We start from the raw sequence: 21,816 nt of genomic DNA on the forward strand, positions 1-21,816 counted from the left end.
AAGTAATTCTGAAGTATGCTGAATACGAAAATAAAGCTTCCAGCAAAGGATCCCGAACGGGAGTTGCTGGAAGCTTTTTTGTTATTCAGAAGAAGCTATTCATAAAATGAGCATATACTCTAGAGCTTTGTTATTTCTCATGCGTGAGGCTTCGTATCAAGCGGCTTGAGATTAGCCTCAATGTCAGCTCGTCTCTCTTCCAGGAATGGAGGCAGTGACAGGGCTTCTCCCAGATGCTCCAGATCTTCATCCGTAGCGAAGCCAGGGCCATCCGTAGCCAGCTCGAACAGGATTCCGTTCGGCTCACGGAAATACAGGGAACGGAAGTAGAAGCGATCTACGAAGCCAGAGCTGCCGATCTTAGAGTTGCGAATGTGCTCGACCCACGTCCGTAGCTCTTCCTCGTCAGCGACACGGAAGGCCACGTGATGGACGCCTCCCCGACCAAGTCGTTCTGCAGGCAGATCGGTTCTCACCTCCAAGTGGATCTCGGCACCGTTGCCACCCTCTGCCATGTCAAAGATGACAATGTCGGGCTGACCAGCAATCGTAGAAGGATAGGTGCCTTTTCGGCGCATCCCCATAATATCTGTCATCATCCAGGCAGTCTGCTCTTCATTAGGCACAGTCAGTTGCACGGGACCCAGGCCAATGATCGCATACTCCGCAGGAACGGGGCTAAGCTTCCAAGGCTTGCCGGCTGGCACACCTTGATTATGCTCATCGGAGATCAAGAAGAAGCGCTGCCCTTCAAAATCCTCGAATCTAAGGATACGGTGACCAGCTTGTTCTGTGATCTCTTCATGAGAGACATTGTGCTTGTCGAAGCGGTCTTTCCAGTAACGGAGAGCCTCGTCATTCGGTACACGCAGCGAGAGGGAAGAGATGCTGTTGTTACCGCGACGGGTCTGTCCTGCGTTCGGAATTTCGAAGAAGGTCACCTCTGTACCGGCATTACCCTCCTCATCTCCATAGAACAAATGATATACGCGCACATCGTCTTGGTTAACTGTCTTCTTGATCAATCGCATCCCCATGATCTCAGTGTAGAACTGATAGTTCTTCGGAGCCGATGCTGTCAGGGCGGACACGTGATGCAGACCTAATAATTTCATAATAAATTCCTCCAAGTAGAGTAGTATGTGAATGTGGAAATAATCAATTTCAAATATCTTAATTTAAAGATAAACTACAATTCAACTTTTGTCAATATGTTGAACACAACAAATAAAACACGCTAAATTCTCATGCTATAAGATACATGTTTCATTGACAGCACAATCCAGATTGTTATAATAGTTCAAAGGGTTATTTAACGATAATGATAATCATTATCGTTATCGCTTGATCAGTATTATTATTGCCAGAGCGAGCATGAGTGTATGCGGACTGATCCTGTAGCAATTAACGCGCAATCCGATTCTTTTAGAATCCGACTGTGAGGAAGATGCTCTTCATCATAAACCTGGATCACAAAATGAACGAAGCTTTCTAAAAAGAGGGGAGATATATGCTCATACATCACCGGATCGGAGATTACTCAGTAGCTGTATACGCACCGCCGACTTGTCTGAATGGTCAGAAGTCTGCTCCGGTATTGTATGTTCAAGACGGTGATACCTTGCTCCCGGACGGTCTGGGATCTCTCGGGCAGCAATATAGAGAGGGGCAGCTACCTCACCTGATTCTGGTAGGGATACAGCCCCTCAACCGTCTAGATGAATATTCACCATGGCACAGTCCAGCACTGGCTGAAGGCAGACCGGCATTCGGAGGGAAAGCAAATCGGTATTTATCCTTTATAACGGGGTATGTACGTCCTTATATTGAGGCTCGTTATCCTGTGATGGCGGGTCCAAGGCATACGGGAATAATGGGGGCTTCATTAGGTGGACTTGTCTCTATGTATGCCGTCTATCGGCATCCTGAAATATTTGGTCATGCAGCGACCTTGTCTGGCTCCTATTGGTATCCTGGCTTCGTAGATTTCATGCAGTCAGAGACATGGACAGGCTATGATGGGCGCTACTACATGTCCGTAGGAAGCCGGGAAGGTGAGGGTAAGCATACAATCCAGAAAGACATGCTACCTCTCACTATAGCGGCACATGATGCATTGCTGCAGCGTGGTGCTTCCTTGGATCGTACCCATTTGGAGGTCATCCCGGATGCAGTGCACGGCCATGAAGCCTTCGTGAAGCAGTTTCCTTCAGCGGTGGCGTGGCTGCTTGAGGGGATGAACGGGCAAGTAGGCTAACGTCTACTGAGTAACGCCACCTAGCTAATACTACCTAGCTAATGTCGCCTTTCTAATACTGTCTAACTGATCCTAAGCTACGGAGCCCCCTGGAGTGGGATATACTTGGATTGAATAGCTTAGCGATGCGTCCTTAGCGTTCTATAACAGAATAGCAAAGACATCAGCCGTGTATTCATCAAGAAGCCTTCTGTTCTCTATTAGAGACAGGAGGCTTCTTTGTTGTATATCTGAGCGGCTCTACTGCTCACATTAATTTGGTCAAGGTATTGGGCTGTACAAATCTCGGATTCGACTTGAAGGAGCCCTTGGTCTTGCGGTACCATATTGATTATAGCTAGTGTAGTTACAGGTTCAGCTAAGGAGAGGGAGGCGTTACCGATATGAATAAGAACCAATTGGGGCGGTCCGAGCTGCAGATTGGCGAAATCGGACTCGGGTGCATGTCCATTGGAACCGACGAGAAGCAGGGCGTATTCATTATTCATGAAGCTCTGGATAGAGGCGTTAATCTGCTGGATACGGCTGATCTCTACGATAGTGGACGTAATGAAGAGATTGTCGGACAAGCGATCAAAGGGCGTCGTCAAGATGTCATTTTGGCTACCAAGGTGGGTAATCGTCGAATTCCGGGGAAGGAAGGATGGAGCTGGGACCCATCGAAGGCTCATATTTTATCCGCGGTAAAAGATAGCTTGCGTCGTCTTGGGACAGACTATATTGATCTGTATCAGCTGCATGGCGGTACTATGGAGGACCCGATTGATGAGACGATCGAGGCCTTTGAGCAACTGGTCAAGGAGGGTGTGATCCGTTATTACGGTATCTCCTCTATTCGTCCTAATGTCATTCGGGAATATGTCAAGCGGTCCAATATAGTCAGCGTCATGAACCAATATAGTCTGCTGGATCGCAGAGCGGAGGAGGAAATCCTGCCGCTGCTGGAGCAGCATCAGATCAGTCTGATTGCTCGTGGGCCTGTGGCAGGTGGTGTACTGGCTGAAGATGGGCGTACAAAGGCTACAAAAGGCTATCTGGATTATAACGAGAGCGAACTGATTGACATTCGTGACGAATTGAATACAGTAAAAGGAATGGAGCGCAGCATGGAGCAGACCGCCATTCGGTACAGTCTGGCGCACCCGGCTGTGGCAGCAGTTGTATGCGGAGCGAGCCTGCCGACGCAGATCGAACACAATGTGGGAGCCTCTGCCGTACCGCCTCTGTCTCCACAGGAGCTCAGTCGTCTGCGTGGTATTACCAGAGCCAACACGTATACTCAGCATCGTTAAGCTGATAGCTTGGCCGAATATAGTTTCGGATTGGCATAATATGTAGAGCACGGTGGTTGCTATTCATCTAAGATCGAAGGGAAGATAGACAAATGGAACGAATTACGACACAGCAACAATATGAAGAGCTTATTGGACGGGACGTATTGACCGTCATCAAATTTGATGCAACCTGGTGCCCTGATTGCAAGACCTTGGACAAATTCATGGGAGGAATTATCGAGCAGCACCCGGATAAAGAATTTTATGCGCTGGATGCCGAGCAGCTTTTGCCCGTTGCTGAGGCCAATCAGGTGCGTGGGATTCCAAGCCTGCTCGTATTCAAGGGTGGGGAGAAGCTGGCTCACCTGCATAGCAAATATGCGAAGACACCGACCCAGGTCTCAGAGTACCTTGAGACCATGGAATCCAAGCAGTAAAAGCAGTGCAGTCCTGACATAAGAGGATTTTTTTAAGCGACGAGCTTCGGAAGAGGACAATGTCTGGATAGCAAGCAAATGCAGTCAATTTTCAATTGTTATACAAAAAAAGACTCCGCACCACAAATTGTGGGCGAGCTGTCACGATGATACGTAGTCAGAACTGACCTCTACCATCTTGTAGCTCGATGCTGGAGTCTTATTTTCGAGCAAGCTATGAACTTAGGCAAGCCAATATTCTCTACTCTACTTACAGAATGATGAAGAAGAATACGGCGGCAAGTACAAAACGATATACAGCAAATACCGTCAGACTCAGACGCTTGAGCAAGCCCAGGAACGTCTTGATCGCAAGCATGGCCACGATGAAAGCGGCAATAAAGCCTGCTGCGAAGATCGGGAAATCAGACATAGATAAGTGTCCCATACTTCCAAGCAAATCGACCCCCGTTGCTCCGATCATGATCGGGACGGATACCAGAAATGTAAACTCAGCCGCAGCAGTATGGCTTACTCGGGCAAGCAGACCACCAGAAATGGTGGAGCCGGAGCGAGAGAAGCCAGGCCAGAGCGCCAGAATCTGGAACATGCCGATAACAAAGGCCTGCTTGTATGTAATGTCATCGACGGTCTCCGCTGTAGCCTTTGGATGGAATTTCTCCGCAATGATCATCAGTATACCGCCAGCCACAAGACTGTATACAACGGTCTCAGGTCCAAATAGATAAGTCTTGATCACGTCGCGGAGCAGTACGCCCAGTAGACAAGCCGGAATCATCGCTATGATGATATGAAGCAGATTGAGCCTCGGCTGTAGGGAGTTGCGGGTCTGCTGTCTGAAATCGAACAGGCTGAGGAACTTCTCCCAGTATAGCACCACTACAGCGAGTACAGCACCCAACTGAACGATGACCTCGAAGGTCTTGACCGCCTCACTATCCGTATTCAGATTCAACAGATGTGAAGTCAAAATCATATGACCGGTCGACGAGACAGGCAGAAATTCCGTCAGGCCTTCAATGATTCCCAGTATGATTGCAGATATAAAGTCCATGTACTCCAGTCTCCTCCTACACATATATAGAGGGCAACGGGTAAGACCCATTGCCCTGTCCATTATTGTATACAGTTGTAGGAGTGGAAGTAAAGTCCACAATCTGGAGGTGTACAGGACCAGGCGTCAAGAACCGCATGACACCAAGAAATGTTTAGTCTGTAGGCTGCTCCTCTGCTGCTTCCTCAGCCTTCTCAATAATAATCTCGACGCGACGTACCCGGTTTTTGCCCATCTCACGAATGATGACCCGGACATGATCTTCAGTGAACTCTTTACCTATTCTTGGCTCAGGCACACGGCTGTATACCCAGCCACCTACAGTATCCACTTCTTCATCCTCCAGATCCAGCCCCGTCAGGTCGCTCAGATCGGACAGGATCACCTTGCCATCCACGAGGTAGCTGTTCTCCGACAATGGCTCAACTTCCCTACGTTCATCTGTATCAAATTCATCCCGAATCTCGCCGACGATCTCCTCGATGATGTCCTCAATAGTAATCAGTCCCGAGGTACCGCCATATTCATCTACCAGCAAGGCGATGTGCACCTGCTGCTTCTGCATGCGCTTGAGCAGGTCATTGACCGGAATGACCTCAGGCACCGTCAAAATGGGCTGAATCAGAGAGTTGAAGTCCACCTCGGGATTCTTGTTGTGCTCCAGGAACAGCTGCTTCGTATTAATCATCCCGATGATCTGGTCTTTACTATCCGTAGCGACTGGAAAACGGGTATATTGTTCTTCCTGTATCGTCTGCATGTTCTCCTGAAGCGAACGGGTCGTATACAGAACGACCATGTCCGTACGAGGAACCATGATTTCTTTGGCAACGGTCTCGTCAAAAGCAAAGATACGATTCACATATCCGTATTCTGTATTGTTGATCTTGCCACTCTCCACACTCTCGGACAGAATGATCTGAATCTCCTCCTGGGAGTGAGCTTCTTCATGCTCGGAAGCTGGCTGTAGTCCGAAGAGACGCACAAGACGGTTAGCCGAACCATTTAAGAGCCAGATGAAAGGATACATAATCCGGTTGAACCAAATGATTGGCTGCGAGGTCAGCAGGCTGACGCTCTCTGCCTTGCGAATGGCCAGCGTCTTCGGTGCCAATTCACCAATAACGACGTGCAGGTAAGTAACGAGAATGAAAGAAATGACAAAAGCAAGAACGTGACCTAATTCGTCGTTAATGTGCAGACTGAGGAACAAGGGCTCCAGCAGTTTGACCACGGTCGGTTCACCGAGCCAGCCAAGTCCCAGCGCTGTGATCGTAATACCGAGCTGACAGGCGGACAGATAGCCATCCAGATTGCTAACGACCCGCTGAAGTGCTAACGCATTTTTGCGTCCCTCAACCACCAATTGGTCTACCCGGCTGGAACGGACCTTGATGATTGCGAACTCCGTAGCTACAAAAAATCCGCTCAATATAATCAATAGCGCAAATAAGAATAGACTGACACCTATGTCCATATGATTTTTACTCATTCCTTTTCATATATATTTAAGTTCATATGAACTTATTGTAAGAACTTAAAATCAATATGACAACTGTCAAAAAGAAAGCTATTAACCTTCTAAGGGCCGAATTAGGCGGAAAAGAAGGAAGAATGGGGCTCACTCGTTCCGTAGCGCTCTTTTGTATCTCCCCTTTACAAGGACACTTCCGGGGGCGTATGATGGGTTCGCATGAACTTCAAATGACAGCTTGCTTCGTTGATAGCTGAGCTCTGAAAGGAGGAAGGACTATGGAATCTTTTACCCTGACACGCCGAGATATGGCGCATTTACTGCTTGCTCTGGATCACCGTCGAGAGCAACCGCCCCTGACTGTACTTCAGGCAGCCTGGAGAAAAAGTCATGCGGACAAGCTTGGTTCTGGCAGGGCGCTGCCTACGTTTGTAAGCACCGAGATCCATCCGGTACTGGACAAGATTATCAAAGGAAAAAAACACGGAGCCTTCTCTCTCCAGGAGATCGCTTCCCTCGCACAGCTGGTGGAATATAGCCACGTCTCGCTTGCCTCGATGCAGAACTGGGTCAAGCGTGACTTTCGCGAATTTTTGGGTGCTCCCAAAATTGGCAAGAAATACTCGGTGAATCAAGCAGCGTTGCTGTTGATTATTGAGGATCTCAAGTCCAGTCTTGATTTTGAATCCATCCGTAGATTGTTCCAACTGCTGTTCGGCCAGCCTGACGATGATGCGGATGATCTGATGCAGCCTGTGGAGCTGTATGCAGCCTATGCGTCTATGTTCGAGGAGCTGGATGCGAACGAGGACGGAATGTTCGATATTCCATCGGGAGCCGCTGCGGGCGGCTTGGGTGGAGTATTGACCGAGGATATGCTGCTCCGAGTAGCTGCCAAGTACACGGAGAATCTGGGGCATCTCCAACCAGCTCAGCGTGAGGCGCTGTGCAACACTTTGCTGGTGGCCGTCGTATCAGTGCAGAACTCTTATTTTTTGTCCATGGCCCGTCGATATGTGAACGCAACCCTGTTTTTGGATTATTGAAATGATTCCCTTCTGCGAATGGAACCACAGCGTGTATAGAAGCGTTAAGCATCGGTAGCTTACGCTTCTTTTTTATGCCGAAGTACCTGATTTATAGATAGAGCTTATCCCCCGGAATTTCCTACGCATACCGCCTGGTCTTGCTTTTCGATACCCTGAGATGTCTTATTCCATAAGGTGTTTGCTCATATTGACCCATGTAAAAAGTATACGAAAGTGGTATGTACAGTCTTTTGTACACACAGCTACAATTGAGTTATTAAGAACCAGCAATTGGAAGAATGAGGCAGGAGGGAATGGAGCATGTCTGAATTGTCCATCATTATATGCACCCGTAATCGGATTGAAGATCTGACACGCCTGATTCGATCCATTTCCGTTCAGCAGAAGCTGGTGGGAGATGCGGTTGAACTGCTTATTGTGGACGACGGAAACATTCCGGAAGAGGTGCTTGGTGAATTTAGAAGCCTGCTCTCCCGGCTGTCTGGCAGTCGTGTAGTCTATTATAAGAAATCGAAGCCAGGAGTGTGGCTGTCTCGCTATGAGGCCCTGTCCATGGTTCAATACGATATTGTGCTGTATTTTGATGACGATGCGGAGCTAGATGATCCGCTATATATCCGGCGGCTGTTGGATACCTATCACCAGGATGAACGGATTGTAGGTGTGGGAGGCATCGCCAAGGGGTTGAGTACGAGCCGGGCCGGGAAGCTGCTCGGTATTTTGACATTCCAAATGTCAGCATCTCTTGGCAGATTGTCAGTAAGCGGGCTGGCCGGCTCACTGCTGCGGTGGCATGAGGCGGAGCAGCCATTTCGAACTGAATTTTTCCATGGCTGCAACATGTCATTCCGTCGCAAAGCACTGAAGGATATGCTGCCGTATCCGTGGATGACAAGCTATGCTGTGGCAGACGACCTGTATATGTGCCATCTGGCGAGCCAGTACGGCACGCTAATCATCGATCCCAGCCTTCAGATCCTGCATCATGAATCGCCTCGTTCCCGGGATAATGCGGGACGCGTCGCTAAGGCAACGGCAGTGAATCATTATTATTTCCTGAACCTGAAGCAGGCAGGCATGAGGCATTATGTGGCCTTGCTCTGGACGCTAACGTATCTCATGGGGAAGGAATCCCTGAAGCGCAATTTTAATGCCGTGAAGGGCTACGCAGCAGGAATGCTGTTCGTCCTGAATCCCCGCAAAGAATCGTATAAGGAATATATGAATGCCCGGTTATCGCCGGAGAAGGCATGACGAATCATGGCAGATGAGAGGAGGAGCACGGATGGATTTGACGATTGCTATATGCACGCGTAACCGGGAGGAGGATCTGGCCCGCTGTGCCGCTTCCATAGCAGCTAGCCGAATGACGGAGCCCTCTCTTCAAGCCGAGGTGCTGGTGGTGGATGATGGAGATCTATGCCCCAAGCTAAGAGCTGAGATGAATGAGGGATTGGAGCGGGCAGGCTTTTCCTTTCGTTACTACAGGAAGGATCAGCCCGGACTGTGGCTGTCCCGGGTCAAGACGGTTGAGATCGCAGCCGGCGATATCATTCTGTTCCTCGATGATGATGTTGAGCTGCCTGTGGATTACATTGACAATCTCATGAGGACTTACCGCGAGAACCCCGATGCTGCAGGTGTAGGCGGTATCGCGCTTGGGATGAGGAACAGCCTGATGGGTACGCTTCGTTGCTTGCTATCCTTCCAGCAGTCTCCTTTTATGGGGCGGCTGTCGTTAAGTGGCCAGTCTGGCTCCATGTACAACTGGCACAGAGCACGTCGTACCTTCAAGTCTGAGTTCTTTCACGGCTGTAACATGTCGTTCCGACGGGAGGCCATTCGTTCGATCAAGCCTGTCAGTTGGCTGCAGAGTTATAGTGTTGGTGAGGACCTGTTGCTGTCACGGATCGCACGGATGCACGGGCCATTGTTGATCAATCCGGTGCTGAAGCTTCAGCACCATGAGTCCCCGTCCTCAAGGGATAACATGGAGCATGTAGCGTATATGAGAGTTATGAATCATGTGCATCTGCTGCGGGATGAGCGCGCAGGAGTGGTGCCTTATGCAGCACTGTGCTGGACTACACTGTATTTTATATTACGAGAAAGACCCAAGAAGAATAATTCGGCCATTCGTGGATATGCCAAGGCACTCAAGTCCATGTTCTCCAGGGAGGCGCTTGGTTGAATGCATTCGAATGGTATAGTGGCGTCAGAAGGAGGTGGAGTGAATGAGCGCATGGACATCAGCGAAGCAGTTCTTCTCAGGTGAAGGGCTCGCCAAGACCATCATGCGAACGAGCTTTAACAATTTTTTTGTGCTCATCGTCACGACTCTGACCTCGATCCTGACTGCACGCATGCTGGGTGTAGAGGGAAAAGGAGAGCTGGCCGCGGTGATCTTCTGGCCGGTGCTCATCGGGAGTGTGCTCAGCTTCGGACTGCCGACCTCGCTGATCTACAACGTGAAGAACAAGACGGGCAATACAGAGGACCTGATCGGCCTATCGCTCTTGATCCAATTACCAGCCAGTCTACTCTCAGCGGCCATTGCTTGGCTCTTCATGCCGATGTGGCTGAATGGATATGGACCAGAGATCATTCAACTGGCACAGCTATATGCCATAGCTGCCATACCGGCAGCGGTACTTACGGCTCTTACAACGGCGCTCTCTCAAAGCCTTGAGAAATTCAAGGTTTATAACGGATTGCTATTCCTGTATCCATTTGTTAACTTCGTTGGTCTGGTTGTCGTCTGGCTGATGGGGCTCTTGACGGTGCAGATTGCAGCAGCCATCAACCTCGTGGCTAGCATCGCGGCCCTGCTATGGGCGCTGTATCAATTAGGTGGGTCACTCAAGCTTCGCTCTTTCAAGCACTTCATGGACCGCAAAGTCATGCGTCCTTATTACAATTACGGAGCCAGAGTGTACGGTATGGAGCTGATGGGCACCTTGTCCACCCAGACGGATAAGATTGTCATTGTGGCTCTGCTGTCCCCACGTGACTTCGGGTTATACTCCGTCGTCTACGCGCTCTCTCGTGTCTTCAATGTCGTGCAGAACGCGGTTACCAACGTTACCTTCCCCAAGGTAACGGGCATGGCACAGCAGAAGATTATCGAGACGGTGGGGCGTGCGTTCCGCATCTCCATGGCGCTTATGCTGATCGTAATTGTCCCCAGTCTCTTTGTTGGTCGATATATGCTGGGGCTGCTCTACGGATCGTCATTTTTGGAGGCCTCTACGACCTTCTATCTGTTGTCCCTGGAATGCATAGTCGGAGGCGGCTCATGGATTCTGGCTTCAGCCTTCAACGCGCTTGGTCGCCCAGGGCTTGTGCTGATTCGGCAAATCGTCGCTTATGCGATTACCGTAGTTCTGTTCTTCGTATTCACCCCTCTGTTAGGGCTGGAGGGCATTGCGCTTGCTCTGTTGTCCGGGGCCTGTGTCAGACTTGTCTTTTCCGTTTTTTCATTCCCTGTATTTTTTGGGGTTCCGCTCCGGCGAATCATATTCGACAGACACGATTTTACTTTCCTTATGGAAATGATACACAAGAAGCGCAAGAAGGGAGAACTGAACGATGGCAAACTTGCATCCAATGGATGAGCTCAAGAACAAGCTGAAGATGATCCTGAAGGTGGTCCCGCCAGGCTCAAACATTGCTTATGTAGACTACCCGGTGTATAACAACGGTGGAGACGTGCTGATCATGAAGGGAACGGAGGCGTTCTTCAAGGCAAATGGCATTCGTGTCCGTGCCCGATATAGTGCCATGGATTTTCCCGATAAGCTGAATGTCCCGAAGGACTGGATTATCGTCTGTCACGGGGGGGGGAACTTCGGGGACTTGTATCTGAATCACCAGAATCTCAGAGAGAAGGTCGTGCGTGACTTTCCAACGCATCGGATTGTAGTCATGCCGCAGACGATCCACTTCCAGAGTGAGGCCAAGGCCAATGAAGCGGCGGCGTTGTTCAACAGTCATCCCGATATGCACATCTTTGTAAGGGACACACGTTCTTACGCCTATGCCTCTGAGAAATTCAACAACTGCGATATCCAGATGTGTCCGGATATGGCGCATCAATTATGGCCGCTCAAGACGACTTCTGCTCCACAGCAGGAGGTGCTCTATTTCCTGCGCAATGATATTGAGACGGTGAAGGATCAGCAGCAGTTCGATCGTGAAGCAGATGCGGATCATCGTCGGGATTGGGATACCTTGTTCACACCGTTCGAGATTCGTGGCATAGAATATTTCCAGAAATTTTACCGTCTCGACAAAAAGATCGGCGGCCCGCTTCCCACACGGGTATTCTGGTATAAGTATACAGACCATCTAATGAGTAAGGCCGTGGATCTGTTCAGCTCCTACCGTGAAGTACGTACCTCCCGTTTGCATGGACATATTCTTGCATGCCTCTTGGACATCCCGCATATTGTAATTGATAATTCTTACGGGAAGAATTCGCTGTATTTCCAGACCTGGTCGACGGGAAATACCAAGGCCAAGCTGTACAGTGAAGAGTCAGCTCCGGTGGAGCAACTCTTATAGATATCAGCACGAGCATGGGTGGCCCTAGCCTCATAGGGTCGTCCATGTTTTTTTGGTATTAATTATTCTTCTATATCCGCCAATAAATACATTTTTTTGACAGTAAACGGCTGTCCTCGCTATAATCGTACATGTAATGAACTGATGCGGATATCGTGACAAGAATCGCATTAGCTCAAGATGCTGAATAAGAAAGTTGAGGCTGTCCATGTCCATAATCAAGCCATTAGCCCCTCCGTTGTTGCTGATGAAGGATATTATTCGAGAAGGTGCTCCAGCATTGCATAGACGTGCTGTAGCGGTGTCGTCACCTCCGGGCGAAGAAGACAGACATTACATGCAGCTTATGATGGAATACCTGAAGAACAGCCAAGACCCTAACGTAGCCTCGCGATACGAGCTGCGAGCGGGCGTAGGTATGTCTGCCAATCAGATCGGCTTAGATAAGCGCATGTGCGTAATCTGCATTCAGAAGCCAGAGCTTCAAGTGGAATACGAGCTGTACAATCCTGTTCTGATCAGTCATTCCGATACAATGATATTCCTGGCGGCCGGTGAAGGCTGCTTGTCGGTTGATCGATATGTTCCGGGCTTCGTGCCGCGCTATGAGTGGGTAAAGGTTCAGGCCGCGGATGCATGGGGCACGGTAAATGAGTACACATTCCACGATTACACTAGTATTGTTGTGCAGCATGAGCTGGATCACCTGGACGGTGTTCTGTTCTACGATCACATCTCTCTACCGAATCCATTCCAATTGCCTGATCATGTGAGTGTCCGGCCTATTATCATGTAAGCGCTTGATAGGAGGGGAGGGCTTGTATGGTTTTGTCAGCCAGACTACTTCGTTTTATTAACAATGTTCGTCTTCGCAACAAGCTCTTATTCTCTTACGTATTCGTGGTCATGCTACCCGTGCTACTGGTAGGGGGGACCGTCATTTATCATTTGCGTGAGCAAGCCCTGGAATCGGCGATCGCCCAGACCGTCAACAATGTCAACAAGCTCAAGAATCAGACAGATAATTTACTTAGAGTGCCGCTGGATATCTCGAACCGACTGATGTTCGATAAGGTTTTCGCCGGTATAGTGAACAAACGGTACAGCGGCATGTTGGAGCTTACAACAGCCTATAATGATTTTCATGAATTCCAGACCTATCGAGATCAGTATCGGGAGATTGAGAATATCCGCTTCTACTCCTTTAATCCAACGCTCGTCAACAATACGGAGTTCATCCCCGTTCAGTCAAGCCAAATGCATGAGTCATGGTTTCAGTCTGCGATGCAGGGCACGAGTGTGCATTGGCTCTATGTGCGCGATTCTGTTAATAATCCCATATCCGGACTGAGCCTTGTCCGCCAGATTCCATTTCCTGAATATCGGAGCAGGGGAGTGCTTGTGGTCGGAATCAACCGGAATGAGCTGAACAATATGTTAAGCATAGAACCCTTCAATACGATGATCATTGACCAACAGGGAATTATCGTAGCTTCCAAAGATCCAGCCATGGTCGGAACCAAGGTGAGTCGACATACGGTTGGCGCTGAGCTGCCTGAACTAAAAAAAGGCATTTACAAGGCAGAGCTGCAGGGACAATCCTCCCATATTATTGTAGATGAACTGATTCCACGTGGTAGCAAGAATGGTCTAACCTTCATCTCCATATTCTCGAATGAGAGCATCGTCCGCGAGGCAAATCGTGTCATTTTGCTAGGTACGATCTGTGTTGTGACGGTTCTATTGGCGGGTTTACTGCTGGTTATGCTGATTTCCTTTCTAATTACAAGACGTTTGCATCTGCTGAGCAGCGAGCTGCATGATGTAGCTGGGGGCAATCTGACGGTTGTATCCCGTGTCGAGGGGAAGGATGAGATTGGTGATTTGTCACGAAAGTTCAACACAATGGTAGCTAGCATCCAGCAGCTGATGGTGGAGGTCTATGAGACCAGCGAGCAGAATGCCCGCCTAGAATTGGCACAGAGGGATATCAAGCTGAAGATGCTGGCTAGTCAAATTAATCCGCATTTTCTATTTAATACGCTCGAATCTCTACGCATGAAGGCACATATGAAAGGTGAGAAGGAGATTGCCCATGTCATTAAGCTACTTGGTACTCTCATGCGACGCAAGCTAGAGATCGGTAGCGGCTATACGACGATTCAAGAGGAGCTGGACATGGTTCGCTCCTATCTGGATATTCAGCACTTCCGATATGGTGACAGACTACGGCCTGAGGTGCTGTGCGAACCCGGAATCGAGAGCGTTCGAATTCCTCCACTGCTCATTCAGCCCTTGGTGGAGAATGCTGTAATCCATGGTCTGGAGAACATGGAGGATGCCGTTACTGTGCAGGTATCCGCTACTCTGGAAGAGGCTAATAGGCTTGTAAAGGTCGAGGTCAAGGATAACGGGAGTGGCATGTCTCAGGAACGGTTGCGACAGCTGGAGCAACATCTGCAGCGCTTGGAGGAGGACAATAGCGGCATCGGCATGCGAAATGTACATCACCGACTGCGGCTGATGTACGGTGAAGCTTACGGGTTGCAGGTACAGGCCAGGGAAGGGGAAGGCACAATAGTCCGATTCTTAATACCAGTGGAGGAGGATGAATGATGTATAGAGTGCTGATTGTAGACGATGAGCCTGCCATTCGGGAAGGATTGACGACCCTGATTGATTGGGAAGCCTGTGGCTTTCAGGTGGCAGATACGGCGGGTAACGGACGGGAAGCGCTGGAGAAGCTGGAGAAGCTTGCGCCGAGGCTTGTTATTATGGACATTCGAATGCCTGGTATGAGTGGATTGGAGGTCATTCGCACAATCAGGGATCAGTACTCAGCAGACACATCGTCTCATCCTATATCCCCCCACGTGTTGTTGTTAACTGGCTATGCTGACTTCGAGTATGCGCGCCAGGCAATTGCCTATGGTGTGGATGGCTATCTGCTTAAGCCAGTGGATGAGGAAGAGATGATGAGCGAGCTGAAGCGAATTCATAAGCTTATTACCGCCGAGCAGCACCAGCAGCATACATGGCATCACACGGGACAGGAGCAGCAGGAGGCAACGCTTGAAAGGATCATGGAATCCCTGCTGCTTGGCACATGGGAGATCGTAAAGGAGCATCTGCAAGAGCCTATGCAGACAATCCCAATCCCGACTGGACTGAGAGATTGGTCGGCTTATCAGGTGCTTCTGCTTGGATGGACTTCAGCATCAGCAGATAGCCATCTGCCGTTAACAGCCCTGAAGCAGAGGCTTGATGAGGGATTTGCGCTGGAAGGAGATACGGTATCATTCATATTGGCGGGTGGGCTAGGCTTGCTGCTGCAGCAGCCCTTGACAGGGAGACATCAAGCTGCCTGGATGCAGGAAAAGCTGGAACGGGTATTTCAGCCGCTGGCGTTGTCCCCTTATGCTGTTGCAGGTCCTGTCGTGGCCGAGATGCAACATATACACCAATCTTACCTGCGTGCCTTGCGCCTGCTTGAGGTCCGCTTTGCACTTGGTGGCAACCGTGTGTTGCTATCTAGCGATGCGCCTGAATATGATCTGGAGCTGCAGGGAGATACGACCATCTCTATGGAGCAGCTGCAGCCGTATGGCGAGCGGCTCTATTATGCGGTGGAGGTAGCCAATAAAGAGGCAGTAAAGGGCATACTGAAAGAATTAAGGGAGGAGCTTATACGCTGCTCCCTATCTGAACAGGTGCTCAAGGATGCCTGTGCCCATTCCTTTACCCTGGTGTTAAATAAGCTGTTCACGGGTCGACATGAACGGTTATTTCGTGATTATTCCGGCGTGATCACGGAAGTTTATGCCCGAAAGACGCTCCAGTCTCTACTGGACCATGCTTATGAGCAGCTAAGTGATATCGCCGATCGGCTGCATGATGATACCCGTGAGGGAGCCATGAAGCGGATGACCGACTTCATTCAGGCTCATTACCATGAGAATCTGAAGCTGGAGCTGCTCGCTGAGACATTCAGTTACAATAGCGGCTATCTGGGGAAGCTGTTCAAGAGCCATACGGGTGAGTCATTCAATGTCTATCTGGACAAGGTTCGAATCGAGCAGGCCAAGCGGCTTTTACTGGAAGGGAAGAAGGTGCATCAGGTGGCGGTCGAGATTGGCTATGCCAATGCTGACTATTTTCATGCCAAATTCAAGAAATACGTTGGCTGCTCTCCATCAAGCTATCGGGCTAGTGGGGCGAAGTAGCTTAATCATTCCTGTTCATTCATAAAGATGACATATAGCTGTCAAGTATAGTGCATTACAATGCATAGGGGTGATGAAATGGCTGAACCATTAAGAGATATGTACAATCCAGTAGTGCTGGAGCAATTAGCAGCGCACCTGAAGGAGGTATATGCTCCTTTCCAGACGGCAAGCTTCATGAAGCAAATATTCGATGATACGTGGGAGTCACTTGCACTTAAAGAGCGTATTCGCCATATAACTCGGGCATTGGGGCAGCATTTGCCTGCTGATTATAGTGAGGCAGTCCAGCTCCTCATAAGTCTGGGGAATGATCGACAAAAGGGACTGTTTGTGCTGTTTCCTGATTTTGTAGAGGTGTACGGCCAGCAGGAGGAAGACTGGGATCTGTCGATGCAGGCTTTGGAGCACTTTACCAAGGGCTCCTCGTCCGAATTTGCAGTGCGGCCATTCCTGCTTCAGCATCCAGAGCGAATGATGGAGCAGATGCAGCGCTGGGCAAGGAGTGATAACGAGCATGTCCGAAGACTGGCTAGCGAAGGCTGCCGTCCCAGATTACCTTGGGGACAAGTGCTACCCATGTTCCGTGAGGACCCGCTGCCTGTACTTCAGGTGCTGGAGCTATTAAAGGAAGATCCGTCTCTGTATGTGAGAAAAAGTGTGGCGAATAATCTGAACGATATTTCCAAGGATCATCCTCAGCTCGTGCTAGAGCTGGCCAATCGGTGGCGCGGGCAGCATCCGGGCACCGACTGGATTGTTCGGCACGGCTGTAGAGGGCTGTTGCGCACAGAGCGCGCAGAAGCCTATGCCTTGTTCGAATATGCGGATCTAAGCCAGTCTCCGTCACGGCTTCAGCATGCACGGATTGATTCTGATCCAGCCCGCGTAACTATGGGTGAATCCACGGTGCTCAGCTGGCAGTTGACGATTACGGAGCCGATGACAGAGCGGGTTCGAATCGAATATGCCATTGATTTTGTGAAGGCAAATGGAAAGTCCTCCCGCAAGAAGTTCCTGCTGGTAGACCATATATTTTCACAAGCTGAGACCTTCCAGCGGACACGTACGCATCGCTGGGCTGATCTCACGACCCGCAAGCATTATCCGGGTGCTCACAGGATTTCGCTGCTTGCAAACGGAGTAACCCTGGCAGAGACAGAAGTGGTATTAGAACCATTAGTATAGTAATTATAATCGTATAATGGAATAGAATCATATGATATGGATAGAGTAATAGAATGTAATTCGCATCATAGGATAGTTACATCCTAAATTAACATCATAAACTAACATCATAAAATAGTAGTATCATAGAGAGTAGCATCGTATGATAGCAGCATCATAAAATAAGGTAGGACATTATAGGCCAACTGTTGTATGCAGTTGGTCTTTTTTGCGTTGCTCATGCAGCAGGGAGCAATGCATAGTGGCAATCACTAATTTTGACCTGAAATTCCCGCCAATCCCTTGGGTATGATGCCAAACTCTCCCAAAGTATGATTAAAGAAACAGCATACCTGGGAGGGATTTAAATGGAAACGCTACCAAAAAAGTCTTCTGGACGTTCGGATGCATCTCTCCTTCTGAATGCCCGCAAGACGGGGTTCTGGAAGACAGCACGCAAGCAGAAGTATCTTTACTTTATGTCCATTCCATTTGTGATCTGGGTGTTTGTATTCAGCTATTTACCGCTCTGGGGCTGGACGATGGCTTTTCAGAATTACAAGCCAGCCAGATCGTTTTTTCAGCAGGAATGGGTGGGCTTCAAGCACTTTGTAGAGCTGTTCCAGGATGAACGTTTTTACCTGGTACTACGCAATACCCTTGCGATGAGCTCTATGGGGATTATATTCGGCTTTACGATTCCGATTCTGTTTGCAGTGTTGCTGAATGAGCTACGCGGCATGATTTTCAAGCGTTTTGTGCAAACGGTTTCATATCTTCCCCACTTCGTATCCTGGGTTGTAGTTGCTGGGATTGTGACCAAGATGCTATCCATTGACGGCGGGGTCGTGAATGATCTGCTTCTCGCCTTGCATATTGTGGATGAGCCTGTGACGTTCATGGCCAAGGGCAGCTGGTTCTGGTACATCGTGACGGGAGCAGATCTATGGAAGGAGACAGGCTGGAATACGATTATCTATCTGGCTGCTATCGCAGGTATTGATCAGGAGCAATATGAGGCGGCCCGTGTGGATGGGGCCAGTCGTATTCGGCAAATCTGGCATATAACCCTGCCAGGCATCCGTACGACGATAGCGGTGCTTTTCATTATGTCCATTGGACATCTGATCAGTATAGGCTTTGAGAAGCAGTTCCTCCTCGGCAACAGTCTGGTCACCGATTATTCCGAGGTCCTTGACCTGTATGCGTTGAATTACGGTCTGAACATGGGACGATTCTCTTACGGAACGGCGATTGGGATCTTCAACTCGCTCGTCAGCATTACGCTGCTGTTCGTTGCCAATGGTCTGTTCAAGAAATATACCAAAGAAAGCATTATGTAGGAGGTAAATGTGATGACGAACCGTGCTTTCAACGCCACTCGTTCCGAGAAGCTCTTTGATATTCTGAACACGGCATTCATGTGTCTGGTAGTCGTCGTAACGCTGTACCCCTTTCTGAACGTGCTCGCCATCTCGCTGAATGATTCTACAGACACCGTACGTGGAGGAATCTATATCTGGCCGCGTGAGTTCACACTCCAGAATTACTCCACGATCTTCCAGTATGAAGGCCTGCTGCAAGGTCTTTATATATCGGTGTTGAGAACGATATCCGGTACGCTGCTCGGGCTATTCAGCTCATCCATGCTGGCTTATACGCTAAGCCGGATTGACTTTCAAGGCAGAAGATTCATCTCCGTCTTCCTCGCATTAACGATGTATTTCACAGGTGGTCTGATCCCGGTATATATTCTGATGCGTGATCTGGGGCTGATCGGCACCTTTTGGGTGTACATTTTCCCCGGAATGGTCAGTGCCTTTAACGTATTTGTCATTCGTTCCTTCATTGATGGCCTGCCCTATGCCCTGCAGGAATCAGCCAAGCTGGACGGAGCAAATGATTTCACCATATACTGGCGGATCATTCTGCCGCTTTGCAAGCCTGTGCTGGCTACGATCGCATTGTTCCTTGCTGTTGGTCAATGGAATGCGTGGTTCGATACGTACCTCTATAACGGGGGCAAGGCACATTTGACCACGCTGCAATACGAGCTGATGAAGGTGCTGCAGAGCACACAGCAAGGGGGGGCAGGCATGAACAATGTCAACGATATGGCGCGGCAAATGACGCAGATCTCGCCCGAATCCATCAAGATGTCCATTACCATCATCGTGACCGTACCAATCCTGCTCGTGTACCCGTTCCTTCAAAAGTATTTCGTCGGGGGTATGACACTCGGTGCTGTGAAGTCTTGAAGTACGAAGGAGATAAAGTCAACGATAGAGACTGGGAGGAGACTATATATGATCACCAAAACCTGGAAGTGGATCGGAGCTGTATTCATAACCACAACTCTTCTTGCTGGCTGTGCGGGTGGTTCTTCTGCACCGACTGGCGATACGGGCACTGAACCCATAACGCTCACATTCTTCGGAGCCGACTCAAGCCCCCAATGGAACAATATGAAGGATGAGGTCGGTCAAGAGATTATCAAAAGAACGGGGGTTACGCTCAATGCCGAATTTGCGGTCAGTGGCGGAGGTAAGGACCGACTGTCTCTCATGGCTGCCAGTGGAGAGTACCCTGATCTGATCTCGGCGAAGACAGAGGTTAGCAAGCTTGTAGACGCAGGAGCGATGCTGGATCTGACTGATCTGATCGAGGAGCATGCCCCGAATCTGAAGAAGATGTTCGGCCCGCATATGAATCGCTTGAAGTACAGTCTGGAGGACCCGTCTATCTATGTCATTCCTAGCTACAGTCAGGTGGACCAGACGACCTTCGATGCGACGAGCGGATTCGAAATACAGCACAAGGTCCTGAAGGAGCTGGGCTATCCTGAGGTCAAGACGGTAAAGGACTTCGAGAATGTCTTGCGCACCTATTATGAGAAGCACCCGACGACGAACGGTGGACCAACCATTCCACTGACCCTCGATGCGGATGACTGGAGAATTATGATCACCGTCACCAATGCGGCGTTCCTGACGACTGGTGCACCGGATGATGGAGAGTATTTCATTGACCCGAATACGTATGAGGCCAAGCTGCATTACAAACGTCCGGAGGCACGGGAATATTTTCGCTGGCTGAACCATATGTCCGCCGAAGGTCTACTGGATAAGGAGTCCTTTGTACAGAAGAGCGACCAATACAAGTCCAAGATTGCCAGCGGACGAGTGCTCGGTCTGATTGATGCGGAGTGGGGCTATCAGGATGCGGAGGATGCGCTGAAGGCGGCTGGTATGGAGGATTCCTCCTATGCCCATTTCCCTGTCACGTTAACGGAGGAGTATAAGGATCATTCTTTTCAGGATGCAGGATTTCTGTCCGGGTATGGTGTAGGCATTACGACCTCCTGCCCAGATCCTGTACGTGCGATCAAATTCCTGGATTTTCTGGCATCGGATGAAGGTCAGGTGCTGGTGAACTGGGGGATTGAAGGCAAGCATTATGTAGTCGAGGATGGCAAGCGTGTCATTCCCGAGAATGTGCTGAACGAGAAGGTGAACAATGCGATCAATTTCAAAAGAACCACCGGCATTGAGCTGTATTCTCTCATGAGTGGCCGTTATGGCGACGGAGTGAAGGATGCTACGGGCAACTATTACACGACCCGATTCCCTGAGCAGATTATCGAATCGTATTCCGAGCCAGAGAAAGAGACGCTGGCTGCTTATGGAGCTACCACGTGGAAGGATCTGTATCCTAGTAAGGAAGAGTTCCCGGTTAAGCCATGGGGCGCAGCCTATAACATGACTATGGAGAATGACTCCAGCTATGCAGTCGCCTTTGAGAAGACACAGGATATTATTCGCAAAAGAATACCTGAAGCGATCCTGACTTCGCCAGACAACTTTGACGCGGTCTATGACACCATGCTGGGGGAAGTGGATGCAGCAGGAGCCATAGAGATGGAACAGGAGTATTCCAAGATGGTGCAGGACCGGGTGAAGCTGTGGAACGGCGAATCCTGATTCCCATAATGATGACCTGATTCCACAATGATGAGCTGATTAGCATATGATGTTCTAATTAACCTAATAATATTCTGATGTAGACAACGACAAATTAAGATAAACCTAATAGAAGACAGGCAGGAGGATTGGGGACTGGAGCGTAGCTTCAGTCCTGCTTGTCATGTTTAGGAGGATGTATAGAAGGGTTAAATAACAATTATAAGCGAACTGCAAGCAAGACATGCATCAGGCAGGCTACAAGCAAGTATGCATGATCAGACCCGCAAGTTGGGATACTTAGTGAAGGCTCATGGGATAGCTTCAAGGAATAACCTTAGGACACTCTGCAGAGTGTA

18 protein-coding genes are annotated in these 21,816 nt (G+C 49.4%); 15 read left to right on the forward strand and 3 right to left on the reverse strand.

Annotated features, from left to right (window positions below):
- Positions 1-137: 137 nt before the first annotated feature.
- Entirely contained in the window at positions 138-1,115 is a 978-nt protein-coding gene (locus D328_RS0122130; protein ID WP_018887237.1) for a ring-cleaving dioxygenase, read from the reverse strand.
- A 395-nt stretch (positions 1,116-1,510) separates the two neighbouring features.
- Here D328_RS0122130 and D328_RS0122135 point away from each other — a divergent pair, with 395 nt between their 5' ends.
- The 3 genes from D328_RS0122135 (at position 1,511) to D328_RS0122145 (ending at position 3,968) form a co-directional block, all read left to right on the forward strand.
- A complete protein-coding gene (locus D328_RS0122135; RefSeq protein ID WP_018887238.1) occupies positions 1,511-2,257 on the forward strand; it encodes an alpha/beta hydrolase in 747 nt (248 codons plus the stop codon).
- Positions 2,258-2,640: 383 nt separating this feature from the next.
- Entirely contained in the window at positions 2,641-3,549 is a 909-nt protein-coding gene (locus tag D328_RS0122140; RefSeq protein ID WP_018887239.1) for an aldo/keto reductase, read from the forward strand.
- Positions 3,550-3,641: 92 nt separating this feature from the next.
- Complete coding sequence (locus tag D328_RS0122145; protein ID WP_018887240.1) at positions 3,642-3,968, forward strand: thioredoxin family protein; 327 nt, start codon at positions 3,642-3,644, stop codon at positions 3,966-3,968.
- Positions 3,969-4,218: 250 nt separating this feature from the next.
- Here the strand turns inward: D328_RS0122145 and bacA are convergent, their stop codons facing one another.
- Positions 4,219-5,022, reverse strand: coding sequence for an undecaprenyl-diphosphate phosphatase (bacA, locus tag D328_RS0122150; protein ID WP_018887241.1), 804 nt, complete (start codon positions 5,020-5,022; stop codon positions 4,219-4,221).
- 154 nt (positions 5,023-5,176) lie between these two features.
- Complete coding sequence (locus tag D328_RS0122155) at positions 5,177-6,499, reverse strand: hemolysin family protein (RefSeq protein ID WP_018887242.1); 1,323 nt, start codon at positions 6,497-6,499, stop codon at positions 5,177-5,179.
- Positions 6,500-6,774: 275 nt separating this feature from the next.
- Between D328_RS0122155 and D328_RS0122160 the strand changes: the two genes are divergently transcribed.
- The 12 genes from D328_RS0122160 to D328_RS0122215 all read left to right on the forward strand — a co-directional run bounded on the left by D328_RS0122160 (position 6,775) and on the right by D328_RS0122215 (position 21,478).
- Entirely contained in the window at positions 6,775-7,542 is a 768-nt protein-coding gene (locus tag D328_RS0122160) for a DUF1836 domain-containing protein (protein ID WP_018887243.1), read from the forward strand.
- A 303-nt stretch (positions 7,543-7,845) separates the two neighbouring features.
- On the forward strand, positions 7,846-8,799 hold the full coding sequence (locus D328_RS0122165) for a glycosyltransferase family 2 protein (RefSeq protein WP_018887244.1): 954 nt from the start codon (positions 7,846-7,848) through the stop codon (positions 8,797-8,799).
- 31 nt (positions 8,800-8,830) lie between these two features.
- Positions 8,831-9,736, forward strand: coding sequence for a glycosyltransferase family 2 protein (locus D328_RS0122170; RefSeq protein ID WP_018887245.1), 906 nt, complete (start codon positions 8,831-8,833; stop codon positions 9,734-9,736).
- A gap of 43 nt (positions 9,737-9,779) precedes the next feature.
- On the forward strand, positions 9,780-11,159 hold the full coding sequence (locus D328_RS0122175; protein WP_018887246.1) for a lipopolysaccharide biosynthesis protein: 1,380 nt from the start codon (positions 9,780-9,782) through the stop codon (positions 11,157-11,159).
- Entirely contained in the window at positions 11,134-12,108 is a 975-nt protein-coding gene (locus D328_RS0122180; RefSeq protein ID WP_018887247.1) for a polysaccharide pyruvyl transferase family protein, read from the forward strand. Before D328_RS0122175 ends, D328_RS0122180 begins: the two co-directional genes overlap by 26 nt.
- Positions 12,109-12,316: 208 nt before the next feature.
- A complete protein-coding gene (gene def, locus D328_RS0122185) occupies positions 12,317-12,904 on the forward strand; it encodes a peptide deformylase (protein ID WP_018887248.1) in 588 nt (195 codons plus the stop codon).
- A gap of 26 nt (positions 12,905-12,930) precedes the next feature.
- On the forward strand, positions 12,931-14,724 hold the full coding sequence (locus tag D328_RS0122190) for a cache domain-containing sensor histidine kinase (RefSeq protein WP_018887249.1): 1,794 nt from the start codon (positions 12,931-12,933) through the stop codon (positions 14,722-14,724).
- Positions 14,721-16,331: a response regulator transcription factor gene (locus D328_RS0122195; RefSeq protein WP_233426233.1), complete on the forward strand. Its 1,611-nt coding sequence runs from the start codon at positions 14,721-14,723 to the stop codon at positions 16,329-16,331. The genes D328_RS0122190 and D328_RS0122195 overlap by 4 nt, the downstream gene beginning before the upstream one ends.
- Before the next feature lie 78 nt (positions 16,332-16,409).
- Positions 16,410-17,519, forward strand: a complete 1,110-nt coding sequence (locus D328_RS0122200) for a DNA alkylation repair protein (RefSeq protein WP_018887251.1) — start codon at positions 16,410-16,412, stop codon at positions 17,517-17,519.
- Positions 17,520-17,866: 347 nt separating this feature from the next.
- Positions 17,867-18,841 (forward strand): ABC transporter permease, encoded by a 975-nt coding sequence (locus D328_RS0122205; protein WP_018887252.1) that lies wholly within the window; start codon positions 17,867-17,869, stop codon positions 18,839-18,841.
- 12 nt (positions 18,842-18,853) lie between these two features.
- The gene (locus tag D328_RS0122210; protein ID WP_018887253.1) at positions 18,854-19,756 is read left to right on the forward strand and encodes a carbohydrate ABC transporter permease; all 903 of its coding nucleotides are present in this window, start codon (positions 18,854-18,856) and stop codon (positions 19,754-19,756) included.
- 48 nt (positions 19,757-19,804) lie between these two features.
- The gene (locus tag D328_RS0122215; protein ID WP_018887254.1) at positions 19,805-21,478 is read left to right on the forward strand and encodes an ABC transporter substrate-binding protein; all 1,674 of its coding nucleotides are present in this window, start codon (positions 19,805-19,807) and stop codon (positions 21,476-21,478) included.
- Positions 21,479-21,816 lie beyond the last annotated feature (338 nt).

Origin of the sequence: Paenibacillus massiliensis 2301065 = DSM 16942 (assembly GCF_000377505.1) — a bacterium.
GTDB classification, from domain to species: domain Bacteria; phylum Bacillota; class Bacilli; order Paenibacillales; family Paenibacillaceae; genus Paenibacillus; species Paenibacillus massiliensis.

Coding starts and splice junctions, on each gene's coding strand:
- D328_RS0122135 (WP_018887238.1), top strand. CDS start 1,511: ATGCTCATACATCACCGGATCGGAGATTACTCAGTAGCTGTATACGCA.
- bacA (WP_018887241.1), bottom strand. CDS start 5,022: ATGGACTTTATATCTGCAATCATACTGGGAATCATTGAAGGCCTGACG.
- D328_RS0122205 (WP_018887252.1), top strand. CDS start 17,867: ATGGAAACGCTACCAAAAAAGTCTTCTGGACGTTCGGATGCATCTCTC.
- D328_RS0122215 (WP_018887254.1), top strand. CDS start 19,805: ATGATCACCAAAACCTGGAAGTGGATCGGAGCTGTATTCATAACCACA.
- D328_RS0122160 (WP_018887243.1), top strand. CDS start 6,775: ATGGAATCTTTTACCCTGACACGCCGAGATATGGCGCATTTACTGCTT.
- D328_RS0122130 (WP_018887237.1), bottom strand. CDS start 1,115: ATGAAATTATTAGGTCTGCATCACGTGTCCGCCCTGACAGCATCGGCT.
- D328_RS0122180 (WP_018887247.1), top strand. CDS start 11,134: ATGGCAAACTTGCATCCAATGGATGAGCTCAAGAACAAGCTGAAGATG.
- D328_RS0122210 (WP_018887253.1), top strand. CDS start 18,854: ATGACGAACCGTGCTTTCAACGCCACTCGTTCCGAGAAGCTCTTTGAT.
- D328_RS0122165 (WP_018887244.1), top strand. CDS start 7,846: ATGTCTGAATTGTCCATCATTATATGCACCCGTAATCGGATTGAAGAT.
- D328_RS0122145 (WP_018887240.1), top strand. CDS start 3,642: ATGGAACGAATTACGACACAGCAACAATATGAAGAGCTTATTGGACGG.
- D328_RS0122190 (WP_018887249.1), top strand. CDS start 12,931: ATGGTTTTGTCAGCCAGACTACTTCGTTTTATTAACAATGTTCGTCTT.
- D328_RS0122155 (WP_018887242.1), bottom strand. CDS start 6,499: ATGGACATAGGTGTCAGTCTATTCTTATTTGCGCTATTGATTATATTG.
- def (WP_018887248.1), top strand. CDS start 12,317: ATGTCCATAATCAAGCCATTAGCCCCTCCGTTGTTGCTGATGAAGGAT.
- D328_RS0122175 (WP_018887246.1), top strand. CDS start 9,780: ATGAGCGCATGGACATCAGCGAAGCAGTTCTTCTCAGGTGAAGGGCTC.
- D328_RS0122140 (WP_018887239.1), top strand. CDS start 2,641: ATGAATAAGAACCAATTGGGGCGGTCCGAGCTGCAGATTGGCGAAATC.
- D328_RS0122200 (WP_018887251.1), top strand. CDS start 16,410: ATGGCTGAACCATTAAGAGATATGTACAATCCAGTAGTGCTGGAGCAA.
- D328_RS0122170 (WP_018887245.1), top strand. CDS start 8,831: ATGGATTTGACGATTGCTATATGCACGCGTAACCGGGAGGAGGATCTG.
- D328_RS0122195 (WP_233426233.1), top strand. CDS start 14,721: ATGATGTATAGAGTGCTGATTGTAGACGATGAGCCTGCCATTCGGGAA.